We start from the raw sequence: 21,200 nt of genomic DNA on the forward strand, positions 1-21,200 counted from the left end.
ATTTAAGTGTTGGGTCCACTATAAAGGGTTGAGGTAGGTGTAAGGCAAGATAGAAGCTCACGGGAATAAAAATGACCTGTAATTATTGAAGTGAAGGCAATAAAATATGAAGGTTCCTCCACTAATAGGAACCTTCATATTAGTTAATGCAGAATGTATAATTGTAGTTAATATTAATATATTAATATTTAAGGAGAACAAGATGGCTACTTTTGATGAACTAATTAACCAAATTGATAATAGTAACATTAATAATCAACGTGATAGAGGAACTGCTTTTGAGCACATGGTAGTTTCATATTTAAAGAATGAACCAATTTATAAGCAAAAATTTAAACATGTCTGGCCACTAAATGAAGTACCAGAAAAATATGGCATTCCTAAAAAGGATACGGGAGTAGACATTGTTGCATGTGATATGAATGACAACTTAACGGCTGTTCAAGCTAAGTTTTACAAAGGTAAAGTCGGTAAGGATACCATTAATTCGTTTATAGCTGAGGCCGGTAAAGAATACTATGCTGATGGAATCATTGCATCCACTACTGACGACTGGAATGCAAATGCTCTAAATGCATTAAAGGGAAATTCAAAACCATTTACCATTATTGGATTATCACAATTACGCCGTGCCAATTTCGAATGGCAAAAATTTTCATTTACAAGTGATAATGATCTTTCATCACATAAGGATAAGCAGCTTAGAAGTTATCAAAAAGAAGCTATTGAAAAAGCGGTTCAGTATTTTAACCATAGTAATTATGAACATCATGACCGTGGAAAGTTAATCATGGCACCAGGAACTGGTAAAACCTTTACTAGTTTGAAAATTACCGAAGCCTTAATGAAGGATCAAGCTAAGCACACTTTTAATGTGCTTTATTTAGTGCCAAGTATCCAATTACTTTCTCAGACGCTATTCAATTGGAATGATGATATTGATGATCGAATCCATATGACATCCCTATCAGTCGTATCTGATCAAAAGGCAACTAAAAAAGCAGTCGATGGAAACGATGAATTAAATTCAACTGATATGGGCTTCCCTGCCACTACTGATGTTGATGAATTAATGCGCGATTATAAACAATTAAAGCTTACTGATGATGAAAATCGATTAACAATTAACGTTGTATTTTCGACGTATCAATCAATTGATGTTATTCATCAGGCCCAAGAATCAGGTTATCCTGAATTTGATCTAATCATTGCTGATGAAGCTCATCGAACGACTGGCGCTAAAAAGTTGGGTGAAGATAGTATGTTTACTAAAGTGCATTCAAACACGAATGTAAAGGGAAAGCTACGCCTTTATCAAACCGCTACTCCTAAAATATATGATGAAAGTGCTAAAAAGAAAGCCGTTGAAAATAGTATTGTTGTTTCATCAATGGATGATGAAGTTATCTATGGTAAGGAATTCTTCAGGCTCGGTTTTGGAGCAGCTGTTGCTGGTGGATGGTTAACTGATTATAAGGTATCAGTGTTAGCGGTTAGTGAATCGTACATCAATAAAGATATGCAAAAGATTATGTCTAGCGATAACGGTTTAAAAGTTGATGATATTGGAAAAATAATTGGGGTTTGGAATGCAATGGTGAAGCGAAACGGAATTACTGGTGAAATCACTGGTGCTCCAATGAAACGGGTAATTGGTTTTACTGATACCATTAAGCATTCCCAAACACTTTCAAATGAATTTAACCGTGTTGTTAACGACTATTTAGGTGCAAAGTCACGTGAAAGTTTTAATGTTGATGTTCATCATGTTGATGGTGGTTTGAACGCCTTACGTAAAAATGAGGAGATTGACTGGCTAGCTAGTGATAACTCAAACGAAAATCAGGCTAGAATGCTTTCAAATGTTAGATTCCTTACTGAAGGAATTGATGTTCCCAACTTAGATGGAATCGTCTTCTTTAACCCTAAAAAGTCGCAGGTTGATATTGTCCAAGCAGTTGGAAGAATCATGCGATTAGCTCCTAATAAGGAATATGGGTATATCATTATTCCAGTTGTCATTCCTGAAGGAGTGGATCCAAGCGAGGCATTGGATAACAACGAAAGATACCGTGCTGTTTGGCAGGTATTGAATGCACTTAGATCAACTGATGAAAGCTTTGAAGCAGAAGTTAATAAACTTGATTTAAACAAGAAGAAATCAGGTCGTGTTGATACTAATATTGTGGGCAATAGTCCTAAAGACCCTATTGATGAAAGTACATGGAAGAGCGATGTTAATAAACCTCAACAAATTGAACTTCCTCTAGATTGGCAAGAAATGCAGAACGCTTTCTATGGAAAAGTTGTTCAAAAAGTTGGTAACCGAAGATATCTTGAAGACTGGTCTAAAGATGTGGCTAACATTGCCAAACGCCATATTCAAAGAATTAAAGACTTAATTGATAGTAATTCGGGGGCTAAAGAAGCCTTTAATAAGTTTGTAAAGAGTTTACGGTATAACATCAATGAGTCTATTAGTGGCCAACAAGCTATTGAAATGTTAGCTCAACATTTAATTACCGAGCCTATTTTTAACGCTTTGTTTGGTGAATATAGTTTTGTTAACAATAATGTTGTGTCTAAAACTATGAATGATGTGCTTAGTGCATTTAAAGTCTTTGGATTTAATAAGGAACAAGAAGATTTAAAACCATTCTATGATTCAATTACATTAAGAGCTAGTGGAATTGATAATGCTGAAGGTAAGCAAAAGCTTATCTTAACGCTTTACGATAAGTTCTTTAGTAAAGGGTTTAAAGAAACGACTGAACAGTTGGGAATTGTATTTACACCTGTTGAAGTAGTTGACTTCATTGTTAATTCAGTTGATCATGCATTACAAAAATACTTTGGGAAGCGATTAGTTGATAAGAATGTCAATATTCTTGATCCATTCACTGGAACAGGAACATTCATGACACGTACATTAACACATTTCAAGAAACAATTAGATAATAAAGAGATTACTTATGATGATATATTGCGTAAGTACATGCATGAAATGTATGCAAATGAAATTGTGCTTCTAAGTTACTACATTGCTGCTATCAATATTGAAGCAACATTTGAGGATATTAATCCAGATAAAGATTACAAGCCATTTGATGGAATTGTGCTTACTGATACGTTTGCTAGTACCGAAAATAAGAACGCTTTAGATGATGAATTATTTGGTGAAAACAATGAACGTTTAAAACGTGAGCAAGAGCAGCCAATTACAGCTATTATTAGTAATCCACCTTATTCAATCGGTCAAAGAAGTGCTAATGATGATAATGAAAATGTACATTATCCATATTTAGATAATCAAATAAAAAGAACATACGTTGAACATAGTTCTTCTACAGTTGTAAAAAGCAATTATGATAGCTATATAAAGGCCTTTAGGTGGGCTTCTGATAGAATTGGTTATAATGGTGTTATTGGTTTTATAACTAATGGTAGTTTCTTAAGTAGTGGTAGTTTAGATGGATTCAGATATTCAATTTTTAATGATTTTAATCATCTTTATGTATTTAACCTACGTGGTAATCAAAGAACTATTGGAGAGCAATCACGTAAAGAGGGTGGAAAGATTTTTGGTTCTGGAAGTCGTGCTCCAATTGCAATAAGTATTTTAGTTAAAGATGGTTCTGATAACCATGAAATCTATTATCATGATATAGGAGATTATTTATCTAAAAGTGAAAAACTAAAGATAATTAATGATAAAGTTGATATTTCACATGTTGATTGGAAAAATATTAATCCTGATAATTATAATGATTGGCTAGATAAAAGAGATGTTAACTATACAAAATATCTTCCATTGTTTGGTAAGAATAATCATGTATTTAATGTTAAAACTTCAGGTATAACAACTAATAGAGATTCATGGCTTATTAATTTTAATAAAGAATACACGGAACATATTGGTAATAAACTAATAAAAAATTATGATTATGAATTAAAAAATTCAGTTAACTATGAAAAGGCTACTAAAGACGATAGTAAAATAAAATGGAGTGCCACGTTAAAAAATAGATACTTATCTAACCAATACATTTCTGATAATCATAAAGTTATCCCAATAATGTATAGACCTTTCACAAAACGGAACTTGTACTACAATAGTAATGTTATAGACAGACCACGAGCTTTTGAAAAAATTTGGGGTAAAAATAATATCAGTTTATTAATAAGTGGAAAGGGTTCTCACAAATCTTTCGATGTTTTTGTAACAGATTGTATATCTGATTACCATGTTGTAATATCGGGAACTCAAGTATTTCCCTTTTATGATGAATGGGAAGATAAACAATATAATTTATCAGACGCATTTATTAAGCAACTTAATATGACACATAAAGATGCGTTAGCTTATATATATGGATTACTGAATTCTAATAGTTATCAAAATAAGTATTCTAGTGATCTTGTTAAGGATACACCACGCATTCCAATTGCAAAAAATAAAGAAAAATACGTTGAAATTGGAAAGAATTTAATGGGCTTACATCTTAATTATGAAAAAGTTAGCCCATATAGCGATGTAAAAGTTATAGGATCTGACGATAGTGACTATACTGTTAAGAAGATGAGATTTGCAAAATACCGGAATCCTGAAACAAAGAAGTTAATCAATGATAAATCTACTATTATCTTCAACGATGACATTACTGTTTCTAATATCCCTGAAAAAGCATATGATTACGTTGTTAACGGACGTTCTGCAATTGAATGGATTATGGATCAATATCAAGTTAAAACTGATAAGAAAACACAAATTACTGATAATCCAAATGAATACAGTGATGATCCTAAGTATATTTTTAATTTGTTACTAAGCATTATTAATGTATCTGTTAAAACTGTTGATTTAATCAATCAATTACCTAAGTTTGAAGTCGATGAAGAAGCTAATAAGTAAAGATATATTTTGAAAATACATTTATAGAATTGTATCACTTTCCTTTAAACCAAATCCCTTAGCAATTGTACTTGCCCCAATACCGTAAAGGTATTGAGTTATCATTGTTAATTTTTCCTCTAAAATATATTTATCCATACAAAACGGGGCTGTGACATAACTCCTTAAAATAAATGGTTCTTGTCGGAAGAAATAATAATTTCTTCCGACAAGAACCATTTTTACATTTAATAAAAGAAAATTAGTTACTAATGAAGCTATCTTTATGATGTTCATTGCCGTTAATACGATTCCAGTTTCTCTTTTGACTTTATTAATTCCTCGAACTGAAAATCGAGTGAACTTCAAATAACCTTTCAAGTGTCCAAAAAACGATTCGACATCTATTTTTCTTCGTGCATAGATTGAGATAGATGGACTTTTTTTGTGGTTTACAGTCGGTAGATATACTCAAATTCATTTGATTTATTTTATAATTATTCATGTTGTGTTGTTCCTTTAGGAGAATGATTTGAAGAAAGTTGGAGTGTGAACCAGCTTTCTTTTCTATATATTATACATAAAAACAGGCAACGATAAGAAAAAGTTTCTTATCGTTGCCTGTTTGTTTGTTGTGACTTATGTCGCAGCCTCGTTTTATGTTACTTCCTTATTTATATAATCGTTTAATTATTTCAGTAGATTCCTTCATTGCCTTTTCATTTTTATTTCTAAATAAATAGTATACAAAATCCGGAACTGTCACGGTATTACATCTAGTAATATAAATGCTGTCTTGAATTTGCCTAATATATTGATCTGATATAATTTTTGGGTTTTCTATAGATTCCTTAACACTTTTAACTATTGACTTTTCTGATTTAATAGTGTTATTGAACATCACAAAATTTTTTCTTAAAAATGATAGTATAGGCAAAATTATAGCTACATAATACATAGGAAAAATAAAAAAGCAAAGCACAATTAAAATAGCGTATATAAAAATACAATAATTTTTGCATATCTTTGATTGTTTTAAAGTCCAGTTAGCGTTGTTATATTGACAAACTAGCGTATCTTTTTTTATATCACCAGTATTAGGAATGCTATACCAATTCATAAGATCATTAAAATTTGATTTATCTACATGTTTTTTGATGAATTCTATTGATACTATCTTATCTATCAATACACAGTTCCAATTAATAGAAAAAATTTTGGTATCGAACTGCTCTTGTATATTTGCTCCTTTATTAACTAATTTATTGTTAATAATCAGTAAAAAATTTGTTAAAAAAGTAAAAAATATTCCTATCATCATTGATTTTTCTAAGTCTTTAAATCCTAACATTTTAACTATTATTGGAATTATTGATGAAAAAAAAGAGAGGTAAAAATACTTTTTGGCCCTTGAATATACATTTCTTTGAGCAGACAGTAATTCTAGCATTTCTTTTGAATTCTGTTTTTCTATATTTAAATTTAAACTCATTAATTGAAGAAGTCCTTCCAAAGATTAATAGCCATCTCATTAGAATCAATTGACTCAAGCCAAATAGCTTTATTTGAAATATTCTTAAAGTTATTAAGTGATTTAAGCAAATAATTAATATCATCATTATTTATATAATTTATTACTCCTTGGATTCTTTTTCTATCGTAAACTTCATATCTACAATAGGTTAACATATAATCCATAAATTTATTTATAAAAATTCTATAATTATTTTCCTCTGATACATTAAACATTGGACTATCAATAAAATCTAGTATCATAGTTTCGAGAACATAAGATGGTATGTAATTATAAATACCACTTCTGTAGTTCCAGTACTTTAAAATTCTTATTACTCTTTTTAAATCAATATTAATAACTTTTTGATGTTCATCAATATCATTACGATCTAGCATAGGATTAGTTCTTTCCCATTTTCCATATCCATTTGGGATTAAATAAAATGATTGTCCTAATTCATTCTCAACAGTTTTAAAAGAAGGTACTATATCAAAACCCCAATCATAACTTGATAATTCTAATCTTAGTGCTTGCATGTTCCTTTTTATTTCTGATTTTTTATATTGATTAATCTTTTTTAATTCGCTCCTTATTAAATTTATCATTCTTATAGAGCTCAAAGTTCCACTTTCACCAATTAATGATGTTAACTGTGTTGATTTTTCATTAGGAAATATGTCTATATCATTCCAAATACTATTGTTAAAATTAGAAAGACTTCCTTGAGCTGAAAATATAATCATTATATCTACATCGTTTAATGGTTTAAACTGTGTTTTTCTAGCGTAGGAACCCATTTTCAAATAAAAATCATTACTTCCCCATAAATCTGGAAAGGAATTTAAATTATTAGAAAACGATTTTATTTCAGAAGTTAGCCAATCACAACTATTTTTAGCCGCAATAATTGTATCTTGTGAAATTTTTATATTAGAATTTACATAATTTTCAAACCAAGCATTTACTATTATTTTAAACACCTCTAAATTAATTATTAATAACTGCTCATACGATTAAACTTCAGAAAAACTTTTTAATAAAGTATAAATTTAATCATAGGAGCAATTAACGTAATTAAAAGATTACTTAATAGGAAAATTAAACAATTATATATATCCATAAAATTGATTTATCGTACTTTCGGCTGAATCAATATATTTGTTTAAAAATGATTTTAATGAATTAAATCCATTATTACTTGGATTAGCTTTAATATTGTATACATCTGTATACTTCTCATTTAATTCAACATTGTCTTTTAAATCATCAATTTTTCCAGGATGAATAATGGCAACACCCAATACTGCCGACTTTTTATCTACATTCAAATCACGAAATAGTTTTGACATTTTTTTATATTTTTCATCACAATAAGGAAATGGACTAAAGATCGAATCCTTATATGCAATTATTTGTGGCCCAGATGAATGTTTTCCATTCCAAACATACTTTATATCCCTATATTTAGTATCTAATATTATTGCATTAAAAAAGACATTATCAGAATCATATATTTCAATAGTAACATCAGGTCTATTATGAGTACCGCGATGAAACATTGGATTAGCATCTTTAGATTGTTTAGCAGATATTTTGTGATCATATATGACTTTCAAATAAAAATTATGATTGTCTTTAGTCTTACCATCCATAATCACTTCCGTATCTTCATTCAATCCCTTATAATCAGCAGAAACATCATCAAATATCCATCCACTTTTAGGTTTAAACCCAAGATCAACAAGTGCTTCAATTACCTTTACGTATCCCCAAATTTCATATAATAAATCAGTTCTTTTCCAATAATAATTGTATTGTCTTTCGAATTTATCGGAAAAATATGATAAATGTTCTAATTTCCAATAAATAGAATGGATAAAGGAATATCTACTATCTAAATTACTATTACTAGTTGAGGAAAACATATTTGTGTTTTTATCAGCTACATCTTTGAACCAGTCCTTATTATAAATGGAATTTATTATAGATATATAAGAGCTAAGCACATTTTTTACGTTTATCTGGTCATTATTAATTGTGCTATAGTCAGATATTTGTAATAGTCTTTCAACAACCGTATATATATACTTAAACTCCCTTTTTAAACTTATATTATCAACAGTATTATAGTTTATTTTTCTACCTTTTCCATAATATTTATATCTATTATTTTGTCTGGTAGACATTTCCTTTTTTGACTTTCTATCTATAAATCCGTTCAATTTATTAGTCCATTGATAATAATTAGATATTGCAAATCTAGGACTATTAATCAAATCAAAGCAAAAATTTGAAAAGTTATTTTGTTGATCACATAATAGTTCAATTGCCTTAATGTCATTATACGTCAACTCTGATGAGTAATTGGACTTCATACCATTATTATTAGATATAAATGATCTAGATAAGCCTCTAACAGTTTTCTCTAAATCTATCTTAAGCTTATCTAAACCATCACTAGTTAAATGTTTAGGAGTAATTTTGAGCACAGAATAAAATACATCCATTGTGTCTTCATTAACCAGCTTTAACAAATACATTCCAGGTAAATACTTAAAATCATTATTATTATTGTCATATAGTTCATATGGAACATCACTAGGATTTATATACAAATTATTATTATCATCTTTTTTTATTCTAGAAGAATTTTTTCTGTTATTACTTATTAAATCTAAACCATCTAAGTATATTCTATAATTTTCTAAATTTTTAAAAACAAGTTCAGAAATAGTATTTTCTGGAAGTTCTAGAGGTACAGAATCTAATTCTTTATTGGAAAAAACAAAATCCATTTTCCCATATTTTTTACTATTAATATAAATTTTATCTTGCAAATCCATTTATTTCTAATTCCTTTGTCTTATTAATAAGATTATTTCTACTAATGCTAAAATCAGATAAATCAGAATAGTCATCTAGTATCTTAACGATGTCTCCCTTTAAAGATCCATTTTCATCTTTAGATAATAATGATGAAAGCATGCTGCTAGTTCCTCTTAGTTTCGTAAATATTCTGCTAGATAGCTGTAAGTCAAACATATAAGGAATATCGAGATAATCAGAAGGTAAATTACCTATAAATGATTCTATAGAATTTATAGTCCTCCAACTAACCCCCTGGTTAGGATTTGCATTATTAATAGCCACGTTTAAATCCCATAACATTTGTAAATATTCATCTGAAAATTCAAATTCATTTCGGTAACTATATAGTTTTGAATCAAAAACTGTATAAGATGGTGAATTAATTAAGTTAACCATCGTTTCATTACTTATAAAACTTTTTCTATCAATAAACTTTTGCATTTTTAAATTAATTATATTAGCACGATCAAGAAGCTTATTTGAAAATTCAAAAGTAGAATCATCCACGTTCATAGTTCCAACAAACCTAACATTTTCAGGAATTAAAATTTCACTAGGATACTTTTCACTATTATAAAGCCGCTTTTCAAGATATCCATTATACAGTTTAATATATCTACTCTTCTCATCCCGTTCTAGTACTGATAAAAATTGAGAAAAATAGTGTTCTACTCTTGCTAAGTTCATTTCATCCAATGTTATTAGATACAATTTATCTTTATTCATATTAGCTTTTTGGATAATCTCTATCAATCCAGTATCACCTGGGTAATAGTTATTTGTTGTATTATCAACAAACCCAAGTAAATCAGAGTCATCCTGCCAAAAAGGTCTAACGGAAATAAACTTAAATTGTTCACTATTATTTATACCTAAAGCATCGGCATAGGCACTTATAATCCTAGACTTACCAGTCCCACTCATACCAGAAAGAACAGTCAGTAAATTACTTTTTATTGATGTATGAATATTCACTAAATCATTATCATCTATTGCTAATTTATATTCGTTAGTTTTTATTACTTTTTTAAATTGTTCGATTAAAGTATTATTTTTATCAACATTATTCGATGAATTTAAATTATTATTCGATTTATCATGAGCTTTATTAATATCAGATCCCAAATTATATTCAAAAGTAGAAAAATCATCAATAGAATATCTACTATTTTGATTTCTTTCCATTAAAAATTCATTAGGAATAAAAGCAATGGTCTTATCCTTATTAAAAAAAATTCCATCGTTCATATTGCCACTTATACTTCTTACAGTTATGGGATCATCTTCTGTTGGAACGTGAAAAAGAATTGCATCAGGAAATTCCAAATTTTTATTTTTTATATCTACATATGAGTATAAATAACCTAAATCTTCATCTAAATCATAATCATCATTATGGTAAATCACGAATGATATGTTATCATCCATATTAATATGATCAAATGAATTACTATTGAATGCATCACCATCTAATAATTTTTTATCAAATTCTTTATTATTTTTGCCATGAATTATTGGAATCATTTCATAATTATTATAATTATCAATTACTGATTCATCTACATCAATAGATAAAACATCATCTATTGATACAGAAAATTTCATTTTATTCGTGCCATCAAGTATTTTTTCGCGAACATTAAAAATAAAAATTTTATTGTCTAAAAAGTTGTGAAGATTTATCTGTCTTTCTGAATCTATCGGAGAATAATTATCTATAAAACCAACTTTTCGTAAGACATTAGGAAAAATGGAAACGTTACTATTATAAACATTATCATTCTCGTTAGCACTCATCACTTCTAAAAATCCGACCATTTCATTTCTATTGTCAACAATAGTACCACTAGTACCATATTCATCATATTTACTCTTAGAAAGCTTACCAATATATTGCTTATTAGGTTCCATATTTATTTCAATCCATTCTTTAAAATTATAAAATAATATCTCATAGATATCCTTAAATCATTATACATTATATTACAGACGCCTTGTGAAACATTATAAACATATATTTAAAATTAATTTATTACGCTAATCATAAGATCAATTTATACTAAATTACCAAAAATAAATAATTACTACTACATTCTAAAATAATCTGATATTAATTTTTAAAAACTATCTTTTCGTAATAATTAAAAGTTAACTTCATATTTAACATTGCTACATTTTATATAAAAATCTTCAGGTTAAATAGTAACGTTAATTTATTTCATACATTTAAGTAATTTAATGAATTAAAAAGTAAGAGCCATACAAGTTTTTCAATAAAATCATAATTAGTATATATGTAAATAGCCTCTCTCTTTTAACTTAACGGAAACTGATTATTCACAATCAGCATTAGTTTCATCAGTACATGCTTGATAACCTTATCCAAATGCTTTCACCAACCTTAAAGTCATTATTATATTCTAACGTCAATTTAAGCTCGTTGACATATCATCAGTAAATAATTAAAATTATAATAAATTATTTATTGGAGTTGTTAATGATGAAAAAAATATCTTTATATTTAACAATGTTAATCACACTGGTCATTTTTGGTGCTACATTTGCTGTTAAACCAACTGCCCAAGCAGGTACGACTGGTTTCCCACAAATGACCACGCCATCATATCCATCTGAAAAGGGATACGGATACATATATTTTAACGAAACTAAATTAGGCACCCCTGCACAAGTTATTAAACAAGTGAATGATGCTGCACCACGAAATGAATCTAATCCTAGTCAAAATACTGGTTTTAATGTTGATTCAACTGGTAACTACTGGTACAAAAACTATGATTCTAATGAAACTAAAAGCCAAACCCTATACGCAGTTAACCAGTTAGATCTTAGTAAGAATCAACCAGTTGATGACTTGAAGTCCAATCCTAACTATAAAAAAATTGAAAAAGAAGCATCCCTAGTTAGAAAATATCGTAAGCAATTAAAGCAGTTAAAGAAGAATAGGGCTAGCAATAAACAGATTCAAAAAGTTACTCAACAGTTAACTAGGGCCCAAAAGGCATTAACTGATTTACAATAATTAAAAGAAGTCCTCCATGTACTGGATAAACCATTCCAAGTAAGGGGGACTTTATAATTTAAATTAAAAAACAAAGAATTGAGATGGATATTTATGAAAAGAACCAAATTAATCTTAGCTTCAGCACTCCTATCAACAATTGGTTTGTACCAAGTTAATAATCAATTTCAGACTGCTAATGCTAGTTCCAAACCTAAATCAATTAAAGTCTACCGTTTTAAAAAGACTGCCAAGGGTTACAAGTTAGTTAGCAGCGCAAAGAAAAAATACGTTGGTAATTTAAAAAAGAGCAGCAAAATCACTTACCGCAATAATAAATACTATTACATAAAGAAGTTGAAGGGATACGTAATTGACTATGGTAACCCCAGCGGTTTATTAAACGGTGTTAGTCCAAAGTCTGAGCGGGCAGATGCAAATCACAAGTACATTATTGGCACAAATAATCACCCTGCTGAGTTAATGGGAGAAGATCAGTTTGACCAGTTAATTGAACAAAAGGACAACGTTAGCTTTGGTAGTACTAGTGGATTTAATGGATTCCTCGTTCATACTATTAAAACAGCAAATGTGGCGGGCTATTCTTTTACCCAAATTGACGAAGTTACTGGTAAAAATGACAAGGAAAAACTGTGGGTTTACTCTGGAAACCTAGGTAATAAAGCTAACGCAACTGCTAAATATGTTAGTCTAGATACTGTTTACGATAAACAAAGCGATATATTAAAAGGTCAAAATAACAGTTCACAATCTAATGATGATGATTCCAGTGATGATAAATCAAGTAATAATAGTAATAATTTCACTGCAGATGAACTAAGTAAAATAAAGAACTATCAAGATCAAGCTAAGGCAATCGGCAACGTTTCCAATCCATATTCTACCAATCCATCATACGAAAAAGCCTTTAACATTGGTCAATTAAACCCCGCGTTCACTAAAAATGTTGTTGACTGGTTAAACTTCTACCGCCAATTATTTGGATTAGACACTATTAATGATGATAGTTCTTGGGACACGGAGGCTCAATACGGAGCAACTGCCCTTGCCGCTGCTAATCAGGGATTGAGTCATGGACTCGTTGGGTTCAATAAGCCTAGCTTTGTTAGCCAAGATGATTGGCAACGTGGAGCAAATGCAACTAACTCTAGTAACCTAGCAGAAGGCGTTAGTCGTCCTTCTGACATCATTACACTATATTTAAATGACAGTGGGCTGGCTAATCCAGGTCACCGCCAATGGTTGCTTGGAAACCTAACAAGAATTGGGATTGGTCAAGCTGGTGACTACAATGCAATCAAGGTTTTTGATGATTCTGAAAAAAATAATTCTCCAATTTGGAACTTTAGCCCTAATCCAATTGCATATCCAAGTGTCAATCTATGCCCAATTGATTTGGTTAGAGATACTTACTGGAGTTATTCCATTCCAGAAAAGTTAAGTGATTTTCCAAGTTATGCTTCTCATTACCATGTTTTATACAAAGATGCATCAAATGAATCTGATTCTTATGATCAAAATATGGATTCAAACACTGTTAAGGTTCATGATAATACAGATAATAAGGATGTTCCCGTATCAGGAGTTACCTTAAATGGCGGTTCTGGAAACAGTGATGCTGTTTTTACCTATAAACCTGATAACAACTATATTAAAGCTGGTCATAGCTACACCATTACAATCAATGGATTACCAAATAATCAATCATACACTTATACCACTAAGCTTTTTAGTTTAGATGATGATTAAATTTGTCTAATTGAAAAAATAAGCTAAAAGTACATTCTTAATCTTATCTTTCTTACTATAATCAAAATGATATGTCAATCTGAGTTATTACAAAATAATTCAAACTTGACATATCATTTTATTTATTATAGATTATCAGTATAAAAGATGAGGAGTTGTACATAATTTGAATATTAAAAAAATCATTTTAACTAGTGCCATATCAGCAGCATTGGTAGTGCCGTTATCACAAACCAGTTTAGGAAACATCATAAATTATGATTATACAGTTCAGGCTTCTAAGCACAAATCTACTAATCATAAAAAGCACGTCAAAAAAGTTAAAAAACAATCTAAAAAGCATTCAAAGAAAGTTAAAAAAGTAAAGAAGCATCTGGCTAAGAAGAAGGTTAACAAAAAAACCACTAACAAGAAAAATAATAGCAGTTCATCAAGTAGTAGTAATGCTGCATCTAATATTAGCCAAATTGTAACTAATAGCGCCACATCTTCAAGTATCAGTGCTACATCTTCAAGCAGTAACACTACATCAAATACTAGCAGCGCTAGTTCAAATGCATCTCAATCAAGTAATAATTCAACGGCAATCACTAATACTAGTAGCTCAAGTACATCTCAATCAAATATTAGTTCAGCATCATCAAGTAATAGTACTAGTTCAAGTGCATCTCAATCAAGTAGTGTTTCTAGCGCTAATAATAACCAACCAAGCGCAAATAGCAATCAATCTAGTTCAACAAATAGCAGTGATTTTGAGCCAAACATCGTCAATGGTAAGTTTACAGATCCTGTTATTGTATTCAAAAATAGCAATAGCAGTAAGATAACAGACGATGATTATCTTAATTACACAAATGCAGTTCATTCTGAACTATCAATTTTCACTGAGTTTAATAGTAATATTAATTATGTTACCAACAATAGTTGGTTTAGGCAGAGATATGACATGGGTGACTTCTACACAACCCAAACGTATAATGACTTCGCTAATTCATTTAACACCATCGTTAGTGATATGAACACTAATGTTGATAACTATGATAAGGAAGGCATCAAATATACCTATTCACAGTTAACTCCATCAGATGATCCAGATGAACCTGTTGACCAAATAACAGATGCAGATAGAAACTTTGTAAATCACGATTATGGAAGAGTTGGTAATATTGACCAAGTATTTGGAATTATTCGTCTGCAAGAGACCGTAAATGATTGCTACCAATACTTTGGAACTAGATTTTCTAGCACTGAGAACAATCGCTTAAAGACCCTTTATAATAATGTTAATAATAATAAAATCAATGATAATTCAGATGTGTCAAAGATTCCTAGTCAATGGAATAATATCAAGGCATTCTTTGCTGAATTATCAAATGCTTTTAGCACACTATAATCGCTATTAAAACGCACTTATTTAGAAGGACTGGCTCCGATATTCAATCGGGGGCAGTCCTTTTCTTTGTCTGGATATTTAAATATTTACCCACCCTACTACAACTACATTAACAATAAAAAAACTGACTTCGACTAAACATCGAACTCAGTTACTATAAATTATTTCAAATGTTAAATTTTTATTTTCTGACGATTATAAACCAATACCTTCTTGAAGCTTAATTGAGTCTAAATATAATTCAATTTGAGTAGCTTTGATAATTTTTTTAAGACCATCAAAGTTTACCTCTTCTTGATCGTTACTAATAGCATTTACACTTTGGCTTTTATGAGACATATTGTTATCATTCATTATGACACATCCCTATTATTTTTTAATCAAGTTCATTTTATCATAAAGCTATAATGAAGTGTTAGATATGGCATGTAAAAAATATGTAAATTTTGATGGTTCTATAAATATTATTAAGTCGGGATTTAACCAGTGGTAAATTTATAGTTTAGTTTTATTCATTTCATTTATATTCGATGAAAAATTATTATTTTATCCATTGATTTTCGTAATAATTAAGTTAGTTTTTAATCCATTATTTAAGAGACAGTTAGATGGATATTGCCTTTAAAATTTAATTTCAAGTATAAATCATCCGATTTCATAGTTGAAATTAAGTCGTATAAATTACTTGTAATTATAAATATTTTTATACTATAATTACATTGTTATTTCAGTTCAATGCTAATTTAAATAAATTTTAAGATAAACACTGAACTAATAATAAAGTATATTTGAGGAGCGTATAATTATGAAAACCAAAACACTTTCCACGATATTAACTGCTGGTCTTTTTGTATCAGTTATTGGTACCAGTGCAAGTGCCGCAAAGCTACATAACGGAGTTCCTAAAAAAATCCATAGTTCCTGGATTTCAACAAAGGCATATTCCAGTGGACCTAGGATAAATGAAAGATATAAGATTAGTTTTAACTCGCCAAGTGAGATTCGATACGATTTTCCAGGAGAATCTTCTCCCGGTCAGGTTGCCAATCTTAAGTACCAATCATTAGGTAAAAATAAGTATAAGGTCGTTGGACTAATCGTTGGTCAGGGTGGGATGAAATCTGGCAAGAAGGATACTTTCCACTTTAAGTTCCTAAGTAAAGATAAAGTGAAAGTAAGTTTCAAGTCCGGTTCAGGTTACCCTAGTCCTTGGACTACCACAATGAAACGCGTTAAATAAATGAATTAAGAGGACTGGCTTCGATTTATAGTAGAATTCAGTCCTCTTTTATTTTATAAAGTAATTAAGTTGACAACCTTTTTAATTAGGGGTAGAATTTTAGTCTTGTCTATTAAGAGGCAATCTATTCATTCCATTAAATAGTTCATAATAAATTAGCCAAGCTATTAAAGCAATGTTGTTAACCCACCCAATAACCAGGTATTCAATCGACTATCTGGTTTTTTGTATCCCGTTAGCTAATTCTGGTGAACTCGTGAGCGTTCGATTCGCTTATTGGCCCTTGCACCACAAATTAATAATTGAAGGGAAGTAAAGGGATGGAAAAATTATACGCAGCTCAGTTGCAAAGAAACATCTTTACGATGGATGGTAGTTTTGATGATAAGTTAAGTTTACTAAGGGCCCTTACTTTAATCTCTAAGAATGCTGAGGAAACCCCCAACGCAATGGTTTTGTATTCTGACATTTCTGATGACTATGAGGTAACTAATAATCATTTGGATAGTAACAAAATCTGGAACCGCATTTTGGATCAGATCAATGTTATGCCAGGATTCAGAACTAATAGGGATATTTCAGTTGCGGCGACTTCGGTCTTTATATACCGTCAAAGGATTAGTACGTATAAAGAATTCAATCGGACTCTGAATGCGATGGCAGAATGCCCAGCTTACGGTTATGATCAACGAATTGATGATTATGAACGGTACGATACTAATCCAGAGATTAAGAAGTTAGACAATGCGCTGAATGCGATCAAAGCGATATTATATGGCCAAAATTCTAACATCCTTTACGATAAGCAACAAATCGTCAATTTGGACTTCGATAACAAACCAGACCCATTAACCTATCAAGAACTAATTAAACGGTTAAACAAATCCTTCAGTTAATTTAATTTGTAGTGTTACATTCTTTATATAAAGCGAAAAAGATTGCCAAATTGGCAATCTTTTTTGTTAAATCCAGAATTTGAAAGTGTGTAAATGTGTAAGGTTACACATTTACACATTTACACAAAAATATTAGTTTTGACGTTTAGATTATTCTTATAGTAAAATGATGCCACATTTAAATATTAGGAGGATTTTAAAATGAACAATATTTTAAAAAAAGCCATTACATATTCATTATTAGCAACCACTGGATTCGGGTTAATTAGCTTTTCAGACCAAAACGTCCAAGCTAAATCAGTGCCAGCCACTCAAAAATCCATTCGCGGGACTTGGTACAACTACAATAAATACAATAATTCCACTAACAACGGTGGCCTAGGTAAGAAATTCGCTAAACTTACAATCAATAGTAAGTCATTCACTTGGAATGGCCACCATTTTGATAATTCTGCCGGTACCAGAAAAAAACTGTATTATTTATTCGACTCTAAGAATCCAGTAAAAACTGGCTTTAGTGATGGGCTTGCAGCATGGACCAAGAAAATGAAAATTAACGGCAAATACCAAACCGTTCTGGTAACCTACCAAAGAATGCTTTTCTTTCAGGTATTTACTAAAAAACCAGTTAAACATGATTATTCATACACACTAAAGGGAAAGAAAGCAGATAATTACCAATACTACATTGGTCGTTAGTAAATTAAGTGTGCCCATTGTCTAAAAAATTAAAAAGGACTAGATTAGTAATTAATTTTTTTACTAATCTAGTCCTTTTTATTCTGGTTTTGAATTAGCAGCCGTTTAACTTTCTTAATTATAATTTCAACATCCTCATAACTTAAACCACATTCATTTTTGTATTCACGACCACTTTTAGAGATTTCCCCTTTTTCATTAATATACCACTTTATAATTATTCCTTGTAATGCGTTAATTCCAGTACTTTTGTTTTCTTCACCATTATCATCTAGAATGGCAATCTGAAACCGATTCTTACCACTTGGATTATTAGTAAATGAATATTCATAATAGTGATTGGATAGGATTAAAGCATGTAATATAAAGTGCTCAACAGCATTACAGTAAACTAAGCATTCTTTGCTCTGCCATTTTTTAAGGGTTTCTTCATCTATTCCATTTAGATCACTAGCAGATTTATTACCAATATTATGCATGAAACATTCTTTAATATTATGCTTGAATAATGATGAAAATATCTATGTTAAATAAAAACATCGCTAATCCATAAATTAATATTCATAATAGCAATTAGGTAATACTAGTGCCTGTACTATAAAATACTAATATTCAAAAACGATTAAAAACCAAAAATAGTCTTCGATAAAATAATTAGTAATTATCGAAGACTATTCTTGTGTTAATAATATTAAATTATAATCTAAAAATGCTACTTTGCATTCAAAGTTTTCGGAACCATTTGAAAAAGATAAAAGTTACCAAGTCCCTTTACGTTAAGCATTTTACCATTCTTCTTAAAAATAAATATTGCCGCCTGAGCAAAAAAATTTGATTTAATGTAGTAAGTACCATTAGTTTCTTTATACTGTGGATTAGAACCTAGCATCGGTCGAAAACTTTTATATTTTTTATTTGATCCATAGTAAAATTCGTTAAAATTTACCGCATCTTTATTAAGGGTAAATCCGGTACGATAGTACTTACCATATTTGACATTATTTTTATCAGCACGATTATGTTTAACTGAGATCCAATTTCCAGAAAACCCATCTGGGATTCCATCCTTCCATTCATCAGCACTAACAGTAGCTGAAGTTATGCATCCAAAAGCCACGAAAACTAAGGATACCAGTAACAGTTTTCTTAAATTCATCAAAATCACTCCTATGTACAAATAGTATTAAATCATTATTCTAAATTAATTATACCAATTTATTAGTTGCAATCCTATTAATTTTATTTAATCCCGATAATTCAATCATTTCATTTAACCTTTGTGATTTTTTAATACATCAATTATAATTAGTATATAAAAATTAAATCATAGTTAGAAAGAGATGATTACTATTAAAGTTCAAAAATACCTATTAGCTGGTTTAGCTGCCGCAGCGATGGTTAGCATCTACAGTCAAAGTGCGGATGCCAAACGAGTTACATATCAATTTAAAGGTGGTTACAGCACCTTTTACAATAATTTACCTAAGGGGTCGCAAACGTTTAAGAATGTCCATTCATTTAAAGCCAAAAATCAAAAAGGTGATTACGTCTTTGTAACTAAAATTCAAAAATATAAAAATGTAAAATATGCAAAAATAGGTGATAATTGGGTTCGCCTTAGTTCATTAACTAAGTACAAGCCAAAGAAATCATCAATTAAAAACAGTACCACCACCCCTAAAAAACAAGCAAATTCTAATAAGCAAGCCACTAGTTCCATTAATTGGGAAGACTCTAATAACGTTAATAATGCTGTCCAAGCTACGTTTAATTACTTGAACCAATGTAGAACTCAAGCTGGGATCAGCGGGCTGAAAATGAATGATAAGTTACAACAAATTGCTCAAAAAAGATCAGAACAATTAATCACTAATTTCTCTCACCAAGATAATAATGGCAAAGATGCCGCTGAAGAAGTTGCAAATAGCCTTGGATACAACAATTTATTTGGCGTGTCTGGCGAAAACATTGCTGAATTTTCTGCGAATAGCGGATCGGTCCAAAGTATTGGTGAGGAAGGAATTAGGTTGTTCCAGTCTGAAGGTCCATACAAGAATGATGGTAAAGAACATGGACACTACGTAAATGATATGGCCCCCTTCTACACTGATGTTGGAATCGGGTTTAGTTATGATCCTAAAACTGGTAACGGTTTTCTATGTGTAAACTTTGGTGGAATGGACCTTAGTCAATTTGCATCTAATCCAAATATTAAGTTTGTTGATGATGATGGTTCTGATGACTAATGGAAATCATTAATATCAAATAAAATATCATTTTTAAATTACACGATCCATGGAGATTATCGACATGAAAAAATCTATTTTAAAAATGGCCATTATGGCCACTCTAGGTATTAGCGGAACCGGAATTGTATCTCAAAGCTTCTCTCCCAACCAATTCGTTGCCCATGCAGACGGACTAGTTGCCTACCTAAGCGAAGAAGACAACTATAAAGACGTATATGCAATTGTAAGTGACGACGGTAAGGGAACCGATATTGGGACGCCAAGGAAAGCATTAGCTGATTTAGCAGCTGCTAAGCAACGTAATTCAGCTAATCCAAGTCAAAATAACGGTTTTAACATTGATTCTGATGGTAAGGTCTGGTATTCAAATTATCCCTTGGAAGTGGTTCCAGGTGATGTTCAGCACACTCTTGAAGGATTAGCCAGTCATAACCCTAATGACGATGCTAGTTCAAACACCACTAAAGTAAATTCCAAAACCAATACAAATTTAAATAAAAGTGCTAAGCTAACCAAGGTCCAAAAAGAGCTTAAAAATGCTAAAAAGATACTTAAGAATGCTAAGACTAAAAATGAAGTTCAAATAGCTAAAACCAAAGTGCGAACTTTGCAAAAACAAGTTAACTCGCTTAGCAAATAGAATTCATTAACATACAAAC

At 30.3% G+C, this 21,200-nt stretch carries 16 protein-coding genes and 1 pseudogene; 9 read left to right on the forward strand and 8 right to left on the reverse strand.

Annotation, left to right across the window (positions count from 1 at the left end; genetic code table 11):
• The first annotated feature begins 202 nt into the window (after positions 1–202).
• Positions 203–4,912 carry a type ISP restriction/modification enzyme gene (locus HZL42_RS06915; protein ID WP_219282924.1) on the forward strand — a complete coding sequence of 1,570 codons (4,710 nt, stop codon included), beginning with the start codon at positions 203–205 and terminating at the stop codon, positions 4,910–4,912.
• 257 nt (positions 4,913–5,169) lie between these two features.
• Here the strand turns inward: HZL42_RS06915 and HZL42_RS09080 are convergent.
• From HZL42_RS09080 to HZL42_RS06940, 5 genes and pseudogenes are all read right to left on the reverse strand, one after another.
• Positions 5,170–5,317, reverse strand: a pseudogene (locus HZL42_RS09080) (transposase); the annotation flags it as partial.
• 244 nt (positions 5,318–5,561) lie between these two features.
• A complete protein-coding gene (locus HZL42_RS06925) occupies positions 5,562–6,383 on the reverse strand; it encodes an S-4TM family putative pore-forming effector (protein ID WP_219282925.1) in 822 nt (273 codons plus the stop codon).
• Positions 6,383–7,387, reverse strand: a complete 1,005-nt coding sequence (locus tag HZL42_RS06930) for a hypothetical protein (protein WP_219282926.1) — start codon at positions 7,385–7,387, stop codon at positions 6,383–6,385. Before HZL42_RS06930 ends, HZL42_RS06925 begins: the two co-directional genes overlap by 1 nt.
• Before the next feature lie 126 nt (positions 7,388–7,513).
• A complete protein-coding gene (locus HZL42_RS06935) occupies positions 7,514–9,250 on the reverse strand; it encodes a nuclease domain-containing protein (protein ID WP_219282927.1) in 1,737 nt (578 codons plus the stop codon).
• Entirely contained in the window at positions 9,234–11,186 is a 1,953-nt protein-coding gene (locus HZL42_RS06940) for an McrB family protein (protein WP_219282928.1), read from the reverse strand. Before HZL42_RS06940 ends, HZL42_RS06935 begins: the two co-directional genes overlap by 17 nt.
• A 589-nt stretch (positions 11,187–11,775) precedes the next feature.
• On the opposite strand from HZL42_RS06940, the gene HZL42_RS06945 reads away from it, so the two are divergent.
• From HZL42_RS06945 to HZL42_RS06955, 3 genes are all read left to right on the forward strand, one after another.
• The gene (locus tag HZL42_RS06945; RefSeq protein WP_219282929.1) at positions 11,776–12,315 is read left to right on the forward strand and encodes a hypothetical protein; all 540 of its coding nucleotides are present in this window, start codon (positions 11,776–11,778) and stop codon (positions 12,313–12,315) included.
• Between the two features lie 93 nt (positions 12,316–12,408).
• Positions 12,409–14,064 (forward strand): hypothetical protein, encoded by a 1,656-nt coding sequence (locus HZL42_RS06950; RefSeq protein WP_219282930.1) that lies wholly within the window; start codon positions 12,409–12,411, stop codon positions 14,062–14,064.
• Between the two features lie 166 nt (positions 14,065–14,230).
• The gene (locus tag HZL42_RS06955; RefSeq protein ID WP_219282931.1) at positions 14,231–15,457 is read left to right on the forward strand and encodes a hypothetical protein; all 1,227 of its coding nucleotides are present in this window, start codon (positions 14,231–14,233) and stop codon (positions 15,455–15,457) included.
• A gap of 195 nt (positions 15,458–15,652) precedes the next feature.
• Here HZL42_RS06955 and HZL42_RS06960 read toward each other — a convergent pair whose 3' ends face one another.
• Positions 15,653–15,811 carry a hypothetical protein gene (locus tag HZL42_RS06960; RefSeq protein ID WP_219282932.1) on the reverse strand — a complete coding sequence of 53 codons (159 nt, stop codon included), beginning with the start codon at positions 15,809–15,811 and terminating at the stop codon, positions 15,653–15,655.
• A gap of 451 nt (positions 15,812–16,262) precedes the next feature.
• Here HZL42_RS06960 and HZL42_RS06965 point away from each other — a divergent pair, with 451 nt between their 5' ends.
• The 3 genes from HZL42_RS06965 (at position 16,263) to HZL42_RS06975 (ending at position 18,292) form a co-directional block, all read left to right on the forward strand.
• A complete protein-coding gene (locus HZL42_RS06965; RefSeq protein WP_219282933.1) occupies positions 16,263–16,697 on the forward strand; it encodes a hypothetical protein in 435 nt (144 codons plus the stop codon).
• A 320-nt stretch (positions 16,698–17,017) separates the two neighbouring features.
• Positions 17,018–17,593 (forward strand): hypothetical protein, encoded by a 576-nt coding sequence (locus HZL42_RS06970; RefSeq protein WP_219282934.1) that lies wholly within the window; start codon positions 17,018–17,020, stop codon positions 17,591–17,593.
• A 201-nt stretch (positions 17,594–17,794) separates the two neighbouring features.
• Positions 17,795–18,292, forward strand: a complete 498-nt coding sequence (locus HZL42_RS06975; protein WP_219282935.1) for a hypothetical protein — start codon at positions 17,795–17,797, stop codon at positions 18,290–18,292.
• 68 nt (positions 18,293–18,360) lie between these two features.
• Here HZL42_RS06975 and HZL42_RS06980 read toward each other — a convergent pair whose 3' ends face one another.
• Both HZL42_RS06980 and HZL42_RS06985 read right to left on the reverse strand, forming a co-directional pair.
• Positions 18,361–18,771 (reverse strand): hypothetical protein, encoded by a 411-nt coding sequence (locus tag HZL42_RS06980; RefSeq protein ID WP_219282936.1) that lies wholly within the window; start codon positions 18,769–18,771, stop codon positions 18,361–18,363.
• 233 nt (positions 18,772–19,004) lie between these two features.
• Positions 19,005–19,448, reverse strand: a complete 444-nt coding sequence (locus tag HZL42_RS06985; protein WP_219282937.1) for a hypothetical protein — start codon at positions 19,446–19,448, stop codon at positions 19,005–19,007.
• 184 nt (positions 19,449–19,632) lie between these two features.
• On the opposite strand from HZL42_RS06985, the gene HZL42_RS06990 reads away from it, so the two are divergent.
• Entirely contained in the window at positions 19,633–20,538 is a 906-nt protein-coding gene (locus HZL42_RS06990; RefSeq protein ID WP_219282938.1) for a CAP domain-containing protein, read from the forward strand.
• Between the two features lie 64 nt (positions 20,539–20,602).
• Complete coding sequence (locus HZL42_RS06995; RefSeq protein ID WP_219282939.1) at positions 20,603–21,181, forward strand: hypothetical protein; 579 nt, start codon at positions 20,603–20,605, stop codon at positions 21,179–21,181.
• Positions 21,182–21,200: the final 19 nt, after the last annotated feature.

This window comes from Lactobacillus sp. Sy-1 (genome assembly GCF_019303535.1).
GTDB lineage: Bacteria > Bacillota > Bacilli > Lactobacillales > Lactobacillaceae > Nicoliella.